Raw genomic sequence first — 19,231 nt, 5'->3', positions numbered from 1 at the left:
ATACTCCTCTTATCTTTTTATTAATCGTTTTGATTCTTTATTTTCACGACCAAATTTTGACTCTTTTTTGCCATTAATCAAAACTGCATCACCTGTAAAACCAATTGTTACCTTAGCAAGTGAATCACCCATTCCATAAATATCAACTGCTGCATTTTCGCTTTCAAAGTATGCAATCTTTTCAGCGTTAAAACCTGACGAAACAATGATTTTCACATGTTGATGCCCTGCAGCATCTAAAGCTTTACGAACTTCCTTTACAAGTGGAATACTTACGCCATTAAGGCTATAACCACGATAACTTTCTTTACATTTCTGTACTGTCTTATCAATTAAATTTCCAGCTGTATCCAAACGTACAGCTCACAATTTCTTATTAAAATAATTAGCCACTTTGAGAGCATCATTTACACAATCATTGTTGTAGTCAACAAGCGAAACTAAATTGACATTTGGAAATGTTGTTGCAAAAGCTTTCGTTGCTTCTAAAATGTCACCATCGAATGACTGAATTAATGCGTGGGGCATTGTTCCGCTTGGTTTAGCCACTGTTTCATCGTTAATATACTCAACTGCTGCTTCAGATACGAAGCGACGAAAACCGCCAATATAAGAAGCATAGCCATCGCTTGGCAAAGTTCAAAAAGAATCCGCACGATCTAACATATTTAGCAAAATCTTCCCATTAGCCGCTTCAACAATTTGTCTAGAATTTGTTGCAACTGAACTATTGCGAGCTAAAATGCCGTCTATCATTCCTTCTAATCAACCAAAATCTTGATAACGTCCCTTAATTTTTAAAACAGGCTCCAATGGCTGAACAAGATCACCATCATTCAAAGATCATATTTCCAAATTTTCAAAACTTTTCGAAGCAAATTTAAGCAATCCCAACGACTCTTCAATACCACATAAAATAGTATTTTCTTTACGTTGAAAAAATTGCATTGTTACAATTTGCTCTGGTTTATATTTTTCCAAAATTGTCGTTGTTTTTTTAAAATAATCAGCAATGAAAAAACCATCCTTTACTCGGGGATCAAATTGAAACTTAATTGTTGTATTCATAATGAATTCCTCAAAAACTTTCTCCAAGTTTATTTGCAAATTTATTGTCTAACTCTATAATTCCCTCGCTGTTATAAATACCGAAAGGAATTTCTAGTTCACGAGCACTACATAACATTCCATATGAATCAAATCCATGTAATTTATTTTCTCCAATTTTTAGTCCATTTGGTAAGTAACTTCCTGGAGTAGCTACGACCACTAACAAATCATTACGAACATTCGCAGCTCCACATACAATTTGAAGAGTTTCTGCTCCTAAGTCGACCTGACATAAATTTAGATGTGTTCCCAGAATTAGTTCACAACTTAAAACTTTTCCAATTTTAAATTGAACATCTTGTTCCACTGCAATTAAATTTTCAATTACTTTTTGAACATAAGAATAAACTCGCTTATCTTCAGAAACAAATCCTTGCTTAATATCTAAATCAGGATTAAAAATATTAATTGCTACAATTTCGTTCCCATGTTTTAGTACTGTCAAATTATCAAGTTCAACAATTTCAGTGATTGAGCGGTCATTATTAAAATTGCTCATTAAAGCATTAAATTGCTGATTATAATAAATACCATATTTTAGCTTTTGCATAATAATAATTTATTCTCCTTATCATTTGCTTTTTATTATACCAATTATATATAATTAAATAAATATATACCGGGAGGGAAACATATGAAAATAGCAATCTTAACTGATTCTGCTTATGATGGTAAAGCGTCCGATTTTAAAGATCTGTATATTATTCCATTAATGATTGCGCCAGAAGACGGAAATCAGATTTATGATGATGATTCTTTAAATAAAGATGACTTTTATAAATTATTAGATAGTCAAAGTTTAAAAACCTCACAATCAGCACCAGGAGATATTATGGCAATGTGGGACAAACTGCTAGTTGATTATGATCAAGTTATTTTTGCTCCAATCTCAAGCGGTTTAAGTGGGCAGTTTAATTTAGCACGTATGCTAAGCGAAACTGAAGAGGCTTACAAAGGTAAAATCTTTGTTTGTGACACAAAAGGAGTTTCAATTATTCTGCAAACAGTTATTAGACATATAGCATTTTGAATTGCAGAAAATAAAACAGGGTTTGAAATTTTAGAATTGGTGAAAGAACTCTCATCTAAATTTACTACCTTCATTATTCCAAAGAATCTTGAAACTTTAAAGCGTGGTGGTCGTATATCTTCAACTGCTGCTGCTTTAGCTAAAATGTTAAAAATTATTCCAATCTTAAGATATAATGGTTCAATTGATAAAGAAAATACTGCTCGAACATACAAAAAAGCAATTGCACATGCTCTGAATATAATTAAAAAAGAATGTAAGAATATTAAAGTTATTGATGTTGCTTACTCTCGTTTTGATCAAGAAGATTTGGATTTAATTGTTAAATTAATTCATGATGAAGGATTAACTATAGGATTGTATAGTGAACTTACAAACGTTATTTGTTCACACACTGGACGCGAAACAGTTGCGTTAGTGGGATGAAGAAATTAGAAAAGGAAATACAAAAAATGAAAATAGGAATTTTAATTGACAGCGCTGCTACAAGCAACCCCAAAGATATTGAGGGAACTCAAATTGAATGAATTCCTCTACATGTCACTTTTCCCAATAATACTGATATGTTAGATACTTTGGAAAATATTGAAAAAAATGATGTTATGAACCGTATTGCTAATGGAGAAATGTTAAAAACATCACAAGCTAGTCCTGGAGAATTGGAAATAAAATACGATGAAATGCTAACTAAGTATGAACACATCATTCATATTCCAATTCCTGGTAATTTATCATCAATGCTGCAAACAGCATTCATGACAGCTAGTGATGAAAAATATACAGGTAAAGTTACAGTTTATGATAATAATGATATTGCCGCAATGGCGCTTACAGAAATGGCACTTAATTTAAGTGAGAAAAATATTTCTGGAGAGCTAGATACTCCTCAAAAAATGATAAATTACATTGAGGAAAACAAGCACTCAACTTATGTTGGAATTATTCCCGGAGATCTAAAAAAATTGGCAAGCGGCGGTCGTGCTACTGGTATTATTGCAACAGTTTTAAATATTTTTAAAACAAAGCTTTTAATCCGCTGAGCAGCTAAGCCAGAAAAAGAAGCAATTGGACGTACTTATTCAGGATTAACAGAAAAAGTGATTTCTCGTATTAAAAGAGATTACACTGATACATATCGCTTAGTATTTATGAGTACACCATTAACAAGTCAAAAAACTTGTACAAATATTCGCGAGACTTTAAATAATAGCGATATTAAATTTACAGAAGCTACAATTCCTTCAATTTATACAGTTCATGCTGGAATTGAATCTGTTGCTTTCGCAATCATGAAAAAATAAAAGGAATATAGCTTTTTATTTTTTTGTTTGAGATAAAAAGTTTTACCAAATTTTGCTTGTATGATATAATAAGTAAATGTAGTTGTGAAATAAATGCTTTTTTTATCTCATATAACATACAGAGATAGGAAACAAAATGACATTTAAAGAATTACAATTAAACGAACATATATTAAAAGCGTTGGAAATTAACAAATTTGACCAACCCACAGAAATTCAAGAAAAAGCAATTCCAGTATTTTTAAACAACCAAAATCTTTTTGGAAAATCAAGTACTGGAACTGGAAAAACAGCAGCTTTTGTCTTGCCAATATTACATAACTTGACTATTAAATTAAAAAGACCTCAAGTTATTATTTTAGCGCCAACAAGAGAATTGGCTCTTCAAATTGTAGAGCAAGTGAGAAAATTCTCATCTAGAATCAACGGAATTGGTGTAGCTCCTTTAATTGGTGGTGCACAAATGCGCGATCAAATTAACCGTCTACGTGACGCACAAATTATTGTTGGAACTCCAGGAAGAGTAAATGATCACTTAAATCGTGGAACACTAAAATTGAGCGAATTAAGAACAATTATTCTTGATGAAGCAGATGAAATGTTAAAAATGGGATTTAAAAATGAAATTGATGCTGTTTTTAAAGCTGCGCCTGATGGTGTTCAAGTTGGATTATTCTCAGCAACAAATACTCCTAAGGTTATGCAAATTGCCAATAACTATATGAAAAATTATGAGCTTGTTGAAATTCATAATGAACTAAAAGTAAATAGCAATATTACAAATACCTTTATTTTTACTAAAGGCATTGATAAAGAAGAACTAATTTTGAAAGTTTTTGAGAAACATGCTCCTCAGCGTGCAATTGTCTTTACCAACACAAAATCACAAACTGACAAAATTGCTCGTAATTTGAAAACAATTGGTGTTAAAGCAATTGTCATTAATGGAGATAAGCGTCAATCACAAAGAACAAAGTCAATTAAAATGTTTAAAAACAGTGAATATCAAGTATTAGTTGCAACTGACGTAGTAGCACGTGGAATTGATATTTCTGGTGTTGACTATGTTATCAACTATGATATTTCTCGTGAAAACGAACATTTTGTTCACCGTATCGGAAGAACTGGGAGAAACAATGAGACTGGAAATTCTATTTCCTTTATTGCAAATCAAGGAACTCTACGTCAAATTCAGGACATAGAGAAAACTTATAAAATTGTGATTGATGAAATGGGCCATGAAGAATATGGCGTAACTAAAACACAACGTTCAGAAAAATCATTTGGATCACGTGATTCAAACTTTGGAAGAAATCGTTCAAGCTCTAATTCACGTAACAATAGTAGTTCCAAAAGTGGTCATGGAAGCTATAATTCTGCATCAAAACCTGGAGCAAGAAAAGCAAGTAATTCTAGTAATTCACGTAAGCGTGATACTGACATTAATTCAGGCTTTGGTTCTTTAAGAGAACGCAACAAAGACTCACGTGCAAGTGGATTTAAAAAAGCTGGGAAATCAACTTACGGAAAAAACAGAAAAGCTTCTGGAGTTAACTGAAACTAACTAAAATAAAAAAATCACTTGTGTATATCAAGTGATTTTTTTATTATCATGTGGCAGGGACGAAAGGAATCGAACCCTCAACGCTCGGTTTTGGAGACCGACGTTCTACCATTGAACTACGTCCCTATTTGAAATAAAATCGCACCAAAAGTGCGACATAATTTTTTAATGGCAGGGGCAGCAAGACTCGAACTCGCGACACTCGGTTTTGAAGACCGATGTTCTGCCAACTGAACTATGCCCCTATTTAATTACCTATATAATTATAAACAAAATTGCAAATTTTTCAAAGGAATTATTAAACAATAAAAGAATATATATTATTTTATTTATAAGGTATAATTTTGTTTATAAATCGGGAGGTAATTATGAAAATTATTCAGGTAGCAAATTTGACAAAAATATACTCAAATGGCTATGGTATTTATGATATTGACTTGGAAGTAGAAGAGGGTAGAATTTTTGGTTATTTGGGACCTAATGGTGCTGGAAAATCAACTACAATTAGAACTCTTATGGGATATATAAAACCTAATAAGGGTCAAAGTCTTATAAATGGATTAGACACTTGAACGCAGGCAGCGCTTGTTCAAAACGATACCGGTTATTTACCCGGAGAAATATCTTTTCCTGATAACATGACAGGGTGAAAATTTATTAAGCTAATATACAATTTGCGAAATCAAAAAAATTGAGCTGAAGTTGAAAAATTGATTGCCTATTGGGAATTTAATCCTAATTTAAAAATTAAAAAAATGTCTAAAGGAATGAAGCAAAAAGTCGGACTGGTAATCGCATTTATGCATAATCCTAAAATAGTCATTCTTGATGAACCAACAGCTGGTTTAGATCCTTTAATGCAGCAAAAGTTTGTGGATACAATTCAGCGAGCAAAGGCTAATGGACAAACAATTTTAATGAGTTCACATATTTTTGAGGAAGTTGAAAAAACTTGTGACGAGGTAGCAATTATTAAAAGCGGGCGAATTATTTCGCACGTTGATCTACATGAGCTTCGTAGTAAAAATAAGCGCTATTATAAAATTACTTATGGTAGTGATGAGTTTATGCAATGATCCGAATTTTATACCGACAAAGAAAAACTAACCTACATTTACAACGTAAAACCTGAAGAGGTTAAAGAATTTTTTAAAAAACTGGCTAATTTCAAAATTGAAATGGTATCGGAAATTCCTTTTTCATTAGAAAAATATTTTATGAAATTTTATAAATCAGAAGGAGAATCTAATGTTTAATTTACATTTATTAAAAAAATCAATTAGTAGTAACTGAATTTTATGAAGTGTTACCTTGGGCGCCTCACTTTTGATTTTTATTTTGTTTTTAAAAACTATAGGCAGTTCTGCTGAAAGTAACTCTGTTGTAAATGTTTTGGGAGGGTTTTTGACTTCTCTTGGAATCAACTTGCCATTAGTATACATAGTTGTTACAGGAAATAAATTAGTTGCTGTTGAGGTCGAAAAAGGCGATATGGCTTATTATTTGTCAACACCATTATCACGTACAAAAATTTTGACCACTAAAATGATTTTTTTTAGCGGCAGTGTTATTTGCTGAACACTTACTCATTTTGTTATTGGGTGCATTTTTATTGGAATATTCAATATTTCAATGCCAATTCATTTGTGAACAGTAATGACAATCAATTGAACACTTCTTTTGCTTTCTTTTGCAGGAATTTCATGACTTGCTTCATGCTATTTTAATAAGGCAACATTTTCTTTAATTTTTGGAGCAGGAATTCCTTCTGCATTTATAGTTTTATCTTTGTTGGCATCAATACCTCAGCTAAACATTGAATATTTGAATTATCTTTCATTATTAACCTTGTTTAAGCCTGAAAAGATTAATATTAGTAGTGTCAACACCTGATTGCCTCAAATTGCCGCTTTACTAGCAATTTCAGTATTCCTATATGGCGCAGGAATATATATCTTTAAAAAACGAGATCTTCCTTTATAAAAAAAATGAAATCAATAATTGATTTCATTTTTTTTACTCTTTTCTTAAGCTTTTGATTTGCTTTTTGGCAAAATCATTATCAGTATTTAGTGAGATAGTCAATTGTGATTTTTGCACTTTAATCTTTTTAATATGCTTGTCCACTTTATTGTCAAAATTGGCACTATATTTGAAAGACTTCAAATTTCAAATAGTTCCATATTTTTCAATTCCTAAGAATGCTCTTTTATTGTTAAAAACTAAATTTGCATCGCCTACTGATTCCTTGCATTTATTAGCTCAACGCAAATTAATTTTAAGACAAACTTTTTCAGCTTTAAAAGCAATTAAATACATTCCGGGAATTGATACCATACAACTAAAGAAGACATCAGTTAGTCAGTGGCTTCTAGCAACACATAATGTGGTCATCATAATTAGTAAATGAGGAATTCAAAGATAAGTAGCTGTTTTAGTCAATTTGGACACTTTGGGCTTATTTCTTCCTACGAAATAAAAGATATTAGATAAGAAGCAAAACATTGCTAACGTATGTCCAGAAGGAAAATCTATATCCCTTCACCCTCCAGGAGCATCTGCAATATTAGCAAGTCCCGGAATTCAAAACTTCAAATTATAAAATCAATTTCCATTAATTTCGTATCAGGGTAAATAGACTTCAGCATTACCTCATAAATTTTTGGATTGAGATTCATAGAATTTCGCAAGAGACTCAGGACTATTTAAATCAATAATTCCTTCATTAATAGCTTCTTGCAAAATTGTCGTTTCGTAAACTGATTTCAAATTCATATAATATGGTCTACCAAAACTATGCTTTATGAACAACAATATGATGTAAGAAATAACTATAAACGATACAACCTTGACTCCATCAATTCAGTATCCTCGATTGTACAAAAAATTGCTTTTTGCCAGTTTAAATCTAAGTAAGTAGATAACACCCATATAAATTGTTGCTTCAGAAATGAACGCAATTACTCTTGAAATAAAACCATAAACTCATGTAGTTACATAATCTACATTAATTCCAATTCCCCAACCTTGATCAATAAATCTTGCCTTATATAATAAATGAATATTTGCTACTGCTCAAAGTACAAATCATAGCAAATAAACGTATCAAATTGATTTGCTATTTGCTTTAAATCATGAATCTTTTTTGGTTTTTTTGAAAGAATAAAAAGTTTCCAATCATATGAATGCAGCAATGCATAGGGGAATTGACCAAATTGTCATTCCAATGTAACTATAAAAAACGACAACAAATTTAATTGTCTGATAGCGCATTCCTTTTCCCAATCATTCTGCAGCTTCTAAATCATAGAAAGTTGAAACTACAAAACCTATCGAAGCAAAAACCAGCAACAAAATTGCTGGAACTAAGATTCATTTGTAATTTTTGAAATTTATCATTTATTCGAGCTTTCTATTCTATAACTATTTGTTTCTACAATTTTGACAAATGCCATGAGCTTCAATCTTAAAATGATCTAACTTAATACCTTTGCTTTCCGCCAGTTCAACAACCTCATTAAAGTCAAATTTATCAGAAGTCATCGGATTAATGTGAATTACATCGCCACATTCATCACATTTTAAATGAATTGATTTTTCAGATGCAATTTCATACCATATACTTTTGCCATTAAAAGTATTTGCAAAAAGTATATGCTGCGATAGTAGCAAGTCCAGAGTATTGTAAACGCTTGTTACATTTACATTAGCAAATTCTAATTCCAGATTTTTAATGATTTCTTGAGTTGTCAAATGTTCAGCTTTAATTAGCATCGCAATAATCGCTAAACGAATATCAGTCATTCGAATGTTTTTGGTCTTTAACTTATCAACGATTTGTTCGTACTTTTTTTGCTCCTGCTTTAAAAACTTCATACTATTGCTTTAATTCTTCGACAAGATTAATTAAGTCACCAATTGTCTCAAGATTCATTAATTTATCATCAGGAACTCTAATTTCTAGACGGTCCTCCAAAGTAACTATCATATCCATTAAATCCAATGAATCAATCCCAATTGAAGCAACCTTTGTTTCTTTTGTTAGTGCACCTTTTGCACCCTTAGCTTTTAATTCTTTAACAATTTCTTCGTAAATATTCATGTTTAATCACCTTACTATGTATTTATAATTTTTATAATTTATAGTATCAATTATACTTGTTTTTTTTAAATTTAAAACAGACAGCAATTTGTTTTTTAGCAAAATAAACATCCAGTTCGGTAATTTTTAAATTCAGTTTTTTTAAAAATCAGCTCTTAAATTTTGTAGAGTTAAAATTATTGTTTATATCTATCACGCCTAATAACTCTTTTTCGCTTAACAAAGGCTGCTTAAGTTTTTTAGAAGACACTGCCAAATCTGAGCCAAATAGCTCCGCATATTTAATACTGAAAATTGTTAAAGTAATTGACGACAAGCCTATTGCACTTATCAAAATAATTTTTCAAACCTTTTTAGATGACTTCATATTTTTTAAATAGCTCGGCAAAGGCTATTTCCGTTTTAATTGTCAAAAAACTTTTTCAAAAATTATTATTAAATCGATATGCAAACTTTGACATATTTGCATAATCAAATTTTTCATAAAAAATTGATTCTTTCTTAGCTTTTTCTATTGCACTAGAAATAATTACCTCTTGATTATTTAGCAAAAGCGTTATTGTAAAAAATTGAGCAGCGGAACTATTCAAAAAAATAATCCCCTTAGGTTTTTGATCATCATTAACAAGTTTATGGCCTTGTAATGCAATTTGATTATGATTGGTTATCAAAAATATGCGCTGCTTTTGATAAACCTTAAAAATTCATTTTTTAATCAAACTTTGTGAATCATTAGTTCTTGAGAGCTTAAAATTTTTAACTTGAATTTGTGTTTCATGCAAGTTTTTAACAATAACATTAACTAAATTTTTAATTAAGGGGTAATTATACAATCATTGTTGCTGATAAATTTGATAATCCGTGCTAATAAACCCAATTTCATAATAACGCCGTTCTGGAACTAATTTGTAAAACTGTATGCTGCTTTTTACATCTAATATTTTTGAGCAATAATGGTATTTGTTTTTTCAAAATTATATTGCTGATATTTCATAAGTAATACTTGATTTATCAGAACACTATTAATAATAACTGGCTCGAAGACCAAATTTATTATTCCTTGATTTTGATAATTTTGATAATTATTTAGATGACTGAATGTATATAGAAACTTTGCTTGAGTTAAATTTTGGTTTCTTGGTACTCAATGAAATTCAAATAATGGTCAAGAAAATTCAGTTTGAAATTCAAAATTTGCAATTAAAGAGTTTTGTGATTTTAGTTCTATAAGCTCAGCTTCCTCTTTACTATACAATTTTAAAGATAAGCTCTTAATTGAATGATAGTGAAGCGAATTTAAAATTTGTTTATGTCTTTTTGTTGGTGTAACTTGCAAAAAAATTTTGAAATAACTTTGCTTACTTTTCAAAAACAAGTAGTTGCCAAAAATTATATCAATACCATAAGGTGACTGATTCGAAATTGAGTATTCTTCAATAGATAAATTTTGAAAGTAGTTGCTCACTTTTACCCCTCCATAAAGGTTTAGAAAAAAATAAAAAATAGTCCATATAGGACTACTATTTGTTTCTTAATGGGGCGCCGAACGGGAATTGAACCCGCGAATGCTAGAGCCACAACCTAGTGTGTTAACCACTTCACCACCGGCGCCATGTAAATGCTGAATTAACAACAAAGTAATTATCTTAAAAATTTACTTTAAAGTCAAGACAACATTATGATGTTTTGGTGATTATTCCTTAGAACCAGAGTTTCTTGTAATACCGCGAACCAGATATTTTTTAGTAAACAAGAAAATAATAAACATTGGTAAAATCGCCACTACTGCTCCTGCCATTTTTAAATTTTGAGGATCCTGTAGTTTTGTACCATCCGGGAAGGTATTTCAAATTCCATTAACATCTCCAGTTGAATTCATTATTTGTCACAATAGCATTGGCAATGTAACTCATTCTGAATTTGATTTTAAAACCATTGTTGGTCATAAAACTGAATTTCATGAACCGATAAATGACATTAAGGCTGCTGTAAAAATTGTTGATCTCACTAAAGGAATTGCTACTTTTCAAAAAAACTTGAAGCGTGATAATCCATCAACTTTTGCTGCTTTTTTGATTGAATCATTTAAAGTATCAAAAGCATTTTTGAATAAGAAAATTGTAAACGCATTTCCAATAAATGGAACAAATAAAGCAAAAATAGTATTTTGCATATTAATTTTTGTAGCAAAAATATATTGTCCAATCAACAGAGCCTCTCCAGGTAACATCATTGTTGATAACATGATAATAATTAACCATTCTTTACCACGAGTGTTATACTGGGATAACCCATATCCAGCAAATAATGAAACAACAATTTGCGTTACTGTTGAAATTCCAGCAATCAAAAATGAATTTCGAATATATTGCCCGACTGCTACTTTTGAACTTGGGTTATTGAATAAGAAGTTATATGCTTGTGTTGACCACTCTTTTGGCCAAATCGGCAAGATTCCTGTAACTCCTTCTTGAATTTCATTTGAAGTTCTAAAAGAAATTGAAAGCATTCAGTAAAATGGAAAAATTACAATGATTCCCATAAATGCTAAGAATATTCCTCTAATAGTATTAATTCCTAGGGCTTGTCATCAAACTTCTCCAGCCATTGATGCCGTAAAAATTCTCTTGTTATTTACATAGCGGTTAAAACCAAAATTTCTAGCAAAATCATTAATTTTACGAGCTTTTGCTAGTATTGCAAATCGAACTCCGTAACGAATATGAATTATTTTATTGTTTGTTACATCGCTAATACCTGCTTGTCATTCATGATCATTACTATTTAATGCCAAGAATTTTTCATGACGAAATAAGCGTTTCTCAGCTCTTGTATTAGCATTACTCATTTTTTCATTTCAAAAATTAATAATGGTTGCTTTTAAAAAAGCATATTTAGCATTAACTTCGCCTAAAGTATACTCTTCGCTTAGTTCATCATGATTATGAATACTAAAATTTTTGGCATTTTTAAACCTAATTGATTTAGATACAAAAAACATCCCCAATCACAAAATTCCTATAATCATTACAATTAATGCCAATATTGACTGATTACTAATATAACTTGGAATGCTAATTACCAATAATATGATTGGCGCAAATCCTACTAAAACTCCTAGAAGGACTTTGATGAGTGATTTTTTTGTTTTCATTATTTTCCTCCTATTTATATCGTTTTGATAAGACCTTGGTTGCTTGGCGAGAAACTATTGTTATCACCAAAATAATTACCATTAATACAATTGATGCGGCACCGGCCTGTTGGTGAGAAACAGCTCCTTGACTTGCGCCAGTTGTTTTTTCATAAATTCATAAAACAACTGTCTGTGCTTTTACAAGTTCAGCTCCTGATTCACTTGAGAATAATCCCAATGGCATCGCTTTAAAGGCTCCAATAATTCCAATTGTTGAAAGATAAATTACCGTTGACATAATTCCTGGCATACTAATTCTTCAAAATTGTTTTCATTTTTTCATTCCATCAATTGATGCTGCTGAGTAATATTGAGGGTTAACTCTCATAAATGCAGCAGTTAACATTACAATACTAAATGGCAGCGAACGTCAAATACCAAAAATTAATAACATTCAAATACCTGCTCGTGGGTCTTGAGTTCAGTGAATCGCATTAATTCCAAACACTGATAGCATTCTATTAAACAATCCATATTCAGAAGGACTGAACATAAATGCAAATGCCATTGCAATTGCCATTGCACTAGTTACATATGGTAAAAAGAATACTCCTTGTAAAAATGAAAATATACGTTTATTTAGAACTGAAGATAAGGCTTTTGCTACTCCAATTGAAATAATTAATCCAATTGGTACAACTACAATAACATAAATTAATGAATTTCGCATAGCTACTATAAATGTTGGATCTTCAAATAAATCTCTAAAGTTCAAAGTCGAAAAAACTCATTCAATCAAAAATCTTCCTGATCCATTAAATCCATTTTTGAAAACAATAAATGCTGCATAGAATGTAAAAATAATTAGGAAAAAGAACGCTGGAGCAATTCAAATTAATTGTAAGAAAAAGTTGTCATCTCTTTTTACAGATTTCTTATTTTTGACTGCCTTAACCGTTTTAGTTTGACTATCTCAGTGTTTTAATTTAAACACATTTTTTTCAGGCGATTTAACACCATTTGGATTTCCTTGCGCTGTTGAATTCATTATACAATCCCCAACAATTCTTGTTCTGCTTCATTAGCAAAAATATAAATTTTTCCTTTAAGAATATTTAATCCAACTTCTTGATTATTATTATTGCTATCAACATTTTTAGCATCATAAATAACTCTTACTTCACGATTTTGAATTAGCACTTTTAAATAATCAGATCTTCCTAAACGTTCAACAACATCAATTTTAGCCTTAATTGGTTCTTGATTAGCATATTCAAGTGTTGATTTAGTTCCTACAAGTTCAATATGTTCAGGACGAATACCAATTGTTACTATTTGACTTTTAAATTGATCTGCTTGTCCAATTATTTGGCTATTAAATATAATATTTCCTTGACTATTAATCTCAATATTTTCAAAAATATTCATTGATGGTGTTCCAATAAAATTGGCAACAAAGCGATTGGCAGGTTGTTCATAAACTTCCATTGGAGCCGCTCCTTGTTGCAGAACCCCTTTATTCATGATAAAAATTTTATCAGAAATACTCATTGCCTCTTCTTGATCATGAGTTACAAATATTGTCGTAATCTTAGTTTCTTTTTGAAACTTTTTAATTCATTCACGAGTTGACACTCTTAACTTAGCATCCAAATTTGATAACGGTTCATCTAATAGTAAAACTTTTGGTTTTTTAACAATTGCCCGTGCAATTGCAACACGTTGTTGCTGTCCTCCAGAAAGTTCCGAAGGTTTCTTTTTAAGTTGACTGGTAATTTCAACTTTTTCAGCAACTTCATGAACTGCTAAACGAACCTCTTTTCTAAACGATTTAATATTTTTTGTTTGTTCCGCAATTAGCTGATCATATTCTTCTTTTGAAATTACCTGATTACCGTTTGAGTTAATTGACTTTTCTAGAATCGCAATTATTTCTTGCTCGAGATTCGCAATAATAGCCGGTTTTTCATCGCTCAATTTTTCAACTTCTTTTAAAAAGTCTGCCTGCCAAAGTTGATTTTGTTCTTCTCTCTCGTTAATTAATTGATCACGTTCTTTTAAAGAAACGTTTCAATTAACATGATGACCTTCAAGTTTTGCTAAACGTTCTGAAACTTTGATTTCTTGAAAAAAAGTTTTGCGGTGAGTCTTAACTGCATCACTAATTGCTTTGTAACGGCGTTCAGCTGAAGCAATATTTCTAATTTCGAAAACTTCTTTAAATTGTGATACTGTAAATTTAAATACTTTGGCAACCTTACTTTTAACGGCTTCGACCTCTTCAAAAATGCTAACTGAAGTATCTAAAATTGTTTTAATATTGTTAAGCATTTCTATTCTTGATTTTTCAATAAAGGCTCTTGAACCATCATATCAACTAATAAAAATACGTGATCGAAAGGCGTTTAACTCTTTGTCACCATAAATTGCTAAAGCGTATTTATCACTAATAGTTTTAGACTTTAACAAGAAATCTTCTACAATAGCATCAAATTTTGCTTCATATGATTTAACAAACGCTTTCAAAACTGCTCTAATTTCTTGGCTAGCTTGAATTTTAGCAACTGACTTACCATTATTTTTAATGCTTTTAATTTCAATACTTCTTAATGCATTATTTTTAGCAATTTCACGTTTGAAGCTTCCATTTTGATATAAAGGAAAAGCAATGTTTTGAAATACCGATAAATGTGGGTACAAAGCATAATTTTGAAAAACCAAACCAATATTTCGTTTTTGGGGAGAACGTTTTGTAACATCAATTCCATCAAACAAAATTTGTCCCTTACTAATTTGTAAAAGCCCGGCTACGGCATTTAAAGTAGTTGATTTTCCACATCCAGATGGTCCAAGAAGTGATACCAATTCTCCCTCTTTAACAGATAAACTTAAGTCTTCTACAGCAATCGAGTTTCCATAATCAATCAATATATTTCGTAATTTAATACTCATTACTTTTGCACTCCTTTATTTTTTCTAATTTCTGACTCATAAATGATTTTGGTTCTTGGGTTAACAGCACGAGCTGTTGTTTTAAACTTGTTATACTTTGAATTTGTTCCTCAAAACATGAATGCCTCTCATGTCATCGAATTTTCTTTATTTCTATTTTCTTGTTCTGCGAAAACTTGAGTGTTATATCATGTATTAACGAAATCACGAATTACGTTAAATCTAATTCCATTTCCATAAGGGGAAGGAATTTGCGAATAAAGAATTCCTTGATCTCCACGAATATCTTTTTCTAATTGAGTCAAGTTTGCCTCTTCTAAGATTTCATTCGCAGATTCATTTGTCTCAGCTTGAATAATTCCATCAACAATTTGTTTTATGTATTTGTCAGCGTTAATTGGTGTTTTTGCAACATAGTCTCCATTTTTAGTTTGCGATAATATTGCAACTTCAAAATTTTGGTAATATTGCCCATCGCTGTCTCCCAAAACCTTGTCTTTATCATAGCTGATTTTGGCTGTTCCTGGTGTTAACAATTTTGGTTGATCAGACTCATTAACCGCTTTTTCATAATATGAATAATAGGCTGATGAAATATATCCTGCTTTACGACTAAACTCTGACAAGTTTCTAGAGCTAGTAAAGTAGTTAAGAAATGCAATTGATATATTTTGCTTTGTTTGATCATATGATTTAAACATTGCGGCTCCTGGGCCTTGTTGCAATCCAAATTGACGACGAGTTTGATCTTTAACTTCTGTCCCGTCTGGTTCTCTATAAAAACCTGGACTAGCAATTGGCATAACATCATCTGCAACAATTTGATAAGCATCACTCAAAGACTTTATTTTGTAGTTGTTTTCGCTTATCTTTTGATATTCACGATTTTTAACAGCATACTTAGCTCCTGCACTTGAACCTGAAGTTGCGAGCATTGTTCCTTTTTGTAAATAATCAGAACCATAGCCTTTATTTTTTAATCCCCCATAATGTTCATCTTTACCATTATATTTGGCAACTGCATTCATATATTCAAAAAAGTTTAATCCATTTGATACTGAATCTTTTCCAGTTTGATCATTAATATGTAAATCCAAAGCTTCGTCGGGATTTTCTGCAGATCATGATACTAGTGTTTTCTTATCATTTGGATCTTCACTTTGAAGCTCTAAAATATTTCCATTTGTATTTCTGTCACTTCCATAAAAATACCCAGCTGCATCGTCAATTGAATAACTAAACATTTGTCCATGTGGATTTGCTAGTGTACTCTCATTTGCTCCTTGATTTTTATCACTGTTAAAAAAGTTTCATCCTAATTTGGCACCAATATTTTGATAAGCGGTTAATAAAACTAAAGTTTTATCCGCATCGGCAAAAATATTTTGAATGCTTTGTCCACTGGTGATCCCCTCAACACGACCATCATCATTTCTAATAGATTTAGCTGGAGCAAATCACTTCTTAATTAGCTCTTTAATATTTTGATTACTATATAAGTTAATGCTTTTTTGAGTTGATTGATCAATTACATTAGGAACTAACTCATTCGCGATTGAAGTTGCTGCCAACTGCTCTTCTGTATTTGGCCCAAATACCTCTCCCATTTTAGGAATTAAGGCTTCCCCAGTTACTAGATCATTAGTTACTCATAATTCATCAGGATTTTCAGTATTGTTTAGCAAAGGATATTGAACAGGACTTGTTAAATCAAGTTCTCCATCAGTTGCTTTATAAACAATTTCAGCAATTAAACGCTTATTAGCCATTCCATAATTAAGAGATTTCCCTGTTGGGGCAACATACATCTTTCCATCACGACCCATTCCCTCTGATATGAATGAATAAGTCAAAGGGCGGTATTGTTCACTAAATAGCGTTTCAGCTCCCACGATTTCAGGAGTAATACCCAAATCTACATAGATGTCGTTAATTCCTTTACCATAAGTAGCTGAGTTTCCTTGAGTTGCGTTATTACGATATTCTTTTAATTGTTCATATTGTTTAATATCTAGAGATGAACCACTGGCAGCTGTCTTTTGCGTATTAGTTGTGCTTGAATCTATTCCTGCCTTTTTTTGCAACTCATCAATTCATTTGCCATCCCAATTAAGAATTTTACGCATATCAACTACACGTTCATTTCCCAATTGAGTTTCATAGAAAGTTACGTCATCAGCATAAGAAACAAATATATTTGGTAATGCTTCATTTGAATACATCTTTTTCTTAATATCACCTTGAGGAGCTTCAACAACTTCCACTTTAACATTAGTTTTTCCACCTTTTGCTAAAATTTCATTAAAAGATTGTGAAGCTGCTACTCAAGCTTTGAAAATATCTGATGTTGGTTTGGCTACGTTGTTCTCAATTTCAACAATAACGTTTTTCGGTTCAATTGGTGTACAAGCAACAACACTAATTGTCGTTGTTGTTCCAACTGATAAAGTTCATAATACAGCTAATATTTTTTTCATATAACCCCTTAATTTCCTTTAATTAATTCATTGGCATCGGCAATGATTTCCATTGCTTGCTCTAAATTGTCAATGATAGCACCTGCTGCCAAGCGGTGACCACCGCCACCTCATTTTGCTGCTATATTATTAATTTGTAAATCTTTGCTTCGGAATTCTACCCGATATTTACCATCCTCGCGAATTGAAAAAACAATTCAGATGTCAATTCCAGCAACTCCCTTTAATAGGTTTGAAAACTTTCCACTATCTTCATACTTAAAATTATATTTTTTAATAAATTGATCCTGAATAATAATATATCCTACACCATATTCACTAACGGTAGCTTGACTAATCAACTCTGATTTTGCAGCTAAATCTTCAAAAGTCTGCGAATACATTGTGTTATATAATTCTTGAAAATCAAATTTTGTTTCAAATAATCTGGCAGCAACTTCAAAGGTTCTTGAACTTGTTCCCTCAAAATAAAAGCGTCCCGAATCAGTGCAAATTCCATGATAAATTGTTCTAGCTGCTTGTTGAGTAATTTCTCACTTCGCTTGAATCGCTAAATATCCCACCATTTCACTAGCACTTGTGAATGACGTATCAACTCACGATAAATCCCCATAAGGAGTAACATCAGGATGATGATCAATTTTAATTAAAAATTTTCCTTGGTCAAAACGCTGATCGTCAATTCTTTCAACATTTGCACAATCAGTTACAATGACTAAAGCATTATTATATGTCTCGTCTTCTACAGGCTCATCCATCTTTCCAATAAAATTCAAATACTCAATGTTATTTCCTTGAGCATAAACTTTTTTATTTGGATATTTCTTTTGGATTAAGTACTTCAAACCTAACTGTGATCCGTATGCATCACCATCAGGTAAAATATGTCTATGAATTATAATAGTTTCAAACTCTTTAATCTTTTCTTCAATTAGAGTTAGTAAATTCATATAACCTCCGACTTTCTTTAAATAAATTATATATACATTATTTTAAAAAAAATAAAAAGAAACTTAAAAATTAATATTTTTTTTCTGCCCAATGTGGAAAAGTGGAAAAATATATATTTTAGGTTTTATTAGTTAGAGAAAATTCTATTTTTGATATGAATTAATTTCTTTTAAAAGCGTTGATGAGATCTCTTTCTCATTTTCATCAGCAAAGAAATAAATAGTTTGAAGTTCAGGGTTCAAAATTTGGTTGGCATTAGCTAATTGATACTCATAGTCCAAATCAGTTGTATTGCGAATTCCTCTTAGCAAAAAAATAATATTAAGCTTTTGAGCTAATTTAGCCGTTAACTGATCGGAATTTTTTATCACAATCACATTAGAAAAATTGGCTAGCTTTTCGCATACTTGTTGATAACGTTCGTCAATTAGTTGATCATGACTTTTATTATAATTGTTAGTAACTACTACTACTACTTGATCAAAAACTTTTAAAGCTCGCGAAATCAGCTTAATGTGTCCTTGGTGAATTGGATCAAAACTTGCAGGAAACATAATTTTCTTCATAATAAATTATTCCTCTTCTAGCATTTATATATAATATATTAT

General features: G+C 31.1%; 18 protein-coding genes and 3 tRNA genes. 5 read left to right on the top strand and 16 right to left on the bottom strand.

All coding sequences use genetic code 4. The features are described from left to right. Positions 1-9 precede the first annotated feature (9 nt). Positions 10-1,068 (bottom strand): nicotinate phosphoribosyltransferase, encoded by a 1,059-nt coding sequence (locus CXP39_RS00905; protein WP_027048469.1) that lies wholly within the window; start codon positions 1,066-1,068, stop codon positions 10-12. Further along, on the bottom strand, positions 1,052-1,660 hold the full coding sequence (gene ytpR, locus CXP39_RS00900) for a YtpR family tRNA-binding protein (protein WP_027048468.1): 609 nt from the start codon (positions 1,658-1,660) through the stop codon (positions 1,052-1,054). The genes CXP39_RS00905 and ytpR overlap by 17 nt, the downstream gene beginning before the upstream one ends. Before the next feature lie 84 nt (positions 1,661-1,744). Between ytpR and CXP39_RS00895 the strand changes: the two genes are divergently transcribed. The 3 genes from CXP39_RS00895 (at position 1,745) to CXP39_RS00885 (ending at position 5,005) form a co-directional block, all read left to right on the top strand. Next, positions 1,745-2,575: a DegV family protein gene (locus CXP39_RS00895; protein WP_027048467.1), complete on the top strand. Its 831-nt coding sequence runs from the start codon at positions 1,745-1,747 to the stop codon at positions 2,573-2,575. Positions 2,576-2,592: 17 nt separating this feature from the next. Beyond that, on the top strand, positions 2,593-3,441 hold the full coding sequence (locus CXP39_RS00890; protein ID WP_027048466.1) for a DegV family protein: 849 nt from the start codon (positions 2,593-2,595) through the stop codon (positions 3,439-3,441). Between the two features lie 136 nt (positions 3,442-3,577). Further along, entirely contained in the window at positions 3,578-5,005 is a 1,428-nt protein-coding gene (locus tag CXP39_RS00885; protein WP_051591894.1) for a DEAD/DEAH box helicase, read from the top strand. Positions 5,006-5,056: 51 nt separating this feature from the next. Here CXP39_RS00885 and CXP39_RS00880 read toward each other — a convergent pair. Further along, a tRNA-Trp gene (locus CXP39_RS00880) sits at positions 5,057-5,131 on the bottom strand. 43 nt (positions 5,132-5,174) lie between these two features. Next, positions 5,175-5,250 (bottom strand) — tRNA-Trp (locus CXP39_RS00875). Positions 5,251-5,373: 123 nt separating this feature from the next. Between CXP39_RS00875 and CXP39_RS00870 the strand changes: the two genes are divergently transcribed. Then, on the top strand, positions 5,374-6,261 hold the full coding sequence (locus tag CXP39_RS00870; RefSeq protein ID WP_027048465.1) for an ABC transporter ATP-binding protein: 888 nt from the start codon (positions 5,374-5,376) through the stop codon (positions 6,259-6,261). Further along, positions 6,254-6,988 carry an ABC transporter permease subunit gene (locus CXP39_RS00865; RefSeq protein WP_051591893.1) on the top strand — a complete coding sequence of 245 codons (735 nt, stop codon included), beginning with the start codon at positions 6,254-6,256 and terminating at the stop codon, positions 6,986-6,988. The genes CXP39_RS00870 and CXP39_RS00865 overlap by 8 nt, the downstream gene beginning before the upstream one ends. Positions 6,989-7,021: 33 nt before the next feature. Here CXP39_RS00865 and CXP39_RS00860 read toward each other — a convergent pair whose 3' ends face one another. The 12 genes from CXP39_RS00860 to coaD form a co-directional block, all read right to left on the bottom strand. Beyond that, positions 7,022-8,404: a phosphatase PAP2 family protein gene (locus CXP39_RS00860; protein ID WP_027048464.1), complete on the bottom strand. Its 1,383-nt coding sequence runs from the start codon at positions 8,402-8,404 to the stop codon at positions 7,022-7,024. Positions 8,405-8,428: 24 nt separating this feature from the next. Next, positions 8,429-8,881, bottom strand: a complete 453-nt coding sequence (locus CXP39_RS00855; RefSeq protein ID WP_027048463.1) for a Fur family transcriptional regulator — start codon at positions 8,879-8,881, stop codon at positions 8,429-8,431. A gap of 1 nt (position 8,882) precedes the next feature. After that, complete coding sequence (locus CXP39_RS00850; protein WP_027048462.1) at positions 8,883-9,107, bottom strand: acyl carrier protein; 225 nt, start codon at positions 9,105-9,107, stop codon at positions 8,883-8,885. A gap of 353 nt (positions 9,108-9,460) precedes the next feature. Further along, positions 9,461-9,940, bottom strand: coding sequence for a hypothetical protein (locus tag CXP39_RS00840; RefSeq protein ID WP_027048460.1), 480 nt, complete (start codon positions 9,938-9,940; stop codon positions 9,461-9,463). 101 nt (positions 9,941-10,041) lie between these two features. After that, entirely contained in the window at positions 10,042-10,572 is a 531-nt protein-coding gene (locus CXP39_RS00835) for a hypothetical protein (protein WP_027048459.1), read from the bottom strand. Between the two features lie 70 nt (positions 10,573-10,642). Then, positions 10,643-10,718: transfer RNA gene (locus CXP39_RS00830), tRNA-His, on the bottom strand. Positions 10,719-10,800: 82 nt separating this feature from the next. Next, entirely contained in the window at positions 10,801-12,261 is a 1,461-nt protein-coding gene (locus tag CXP39_RS00825) for a carbohydrate ABC transporter permease (protein ID WP_027048458.1), read from the bottom strand. Between the two features lie 10 nt (positions 12,262-12,271). Next, positions 12,272-13,291, bottom strand: a complete 1,020-nt coding sequence (locus CXP39_RS00820; protein ID WP_027048457.1) for a carbohydrate ABC transporter permease — start codon at positions 13,289-13,291, stop codon at positions 12,272-12,274. Continuing rightward, a complete protein-coding gene (locus CXP39_RS04065; protein ID WP_027048456.1) occupies positions 13,291-15,195 on the bottom strand; it encodes an ATP-binding cassette domain-containing protein in 1,905 nt (634 codons plus the stop codon). Before CXP39_RS04065 ends, CXP39_RS00820 begins: the two co-directional genes overlap by 1 nt. Further along, entirely contained in the window at positions 15,195-17,672 is a 2,478-nt protein-coding gene (locus CXP39_RS00810) for a hypothetical protein (RefSeq protein ID WP_101305114.1), read from the bottom strand. The genes CXP39_RS04065 and CXP39_RS00810 overlap by 1 nt, the downstream gene beginning before the upstream one ends. Before the next feature lie 8 nt (positions 17,673-17,680). Then, on the bottom strand, positions 17,681-18,622 hold the full coding sequence (locus CXP39_RS00805) for a DHH family phosphoesterase (RefSeq protein ID WP_027048454.1): 942 nt from the start codon (positions 18,620-18,622) through the stop codon (positions 17,681-17,683). Between the two features lie 144 nt (positions 18,623-18,766). Continuing rightward, positions 18,767-19,189, bottom strand: coding sequence for a pantetheine-phosphate adenylyltransferase (gene coaD / locus CXP39_RS00800; protein WP_036256476.1), 423 nt, complete (start codon positions 19,187-19,189; stop codon positions 18,767-18,769). Positions 19,190-19,231: the final 42 nt, after the last annotated feature.

It is taken from the genome of Mesoplasma syrphidae, assembly GCF_002843565.1.
GTDB lineage: Bacteria > Bacillota_I > Bacilli_A > Mycoplasmatales > Mycoplasmataceae > Tullyiplasma > Tullyiplasma syrphidae.
The sequence above is the reverse complement of the archived record's forward strand: the minus strand, read 5'-3'. Positions and strand labels throughout refer to the sequence as shown.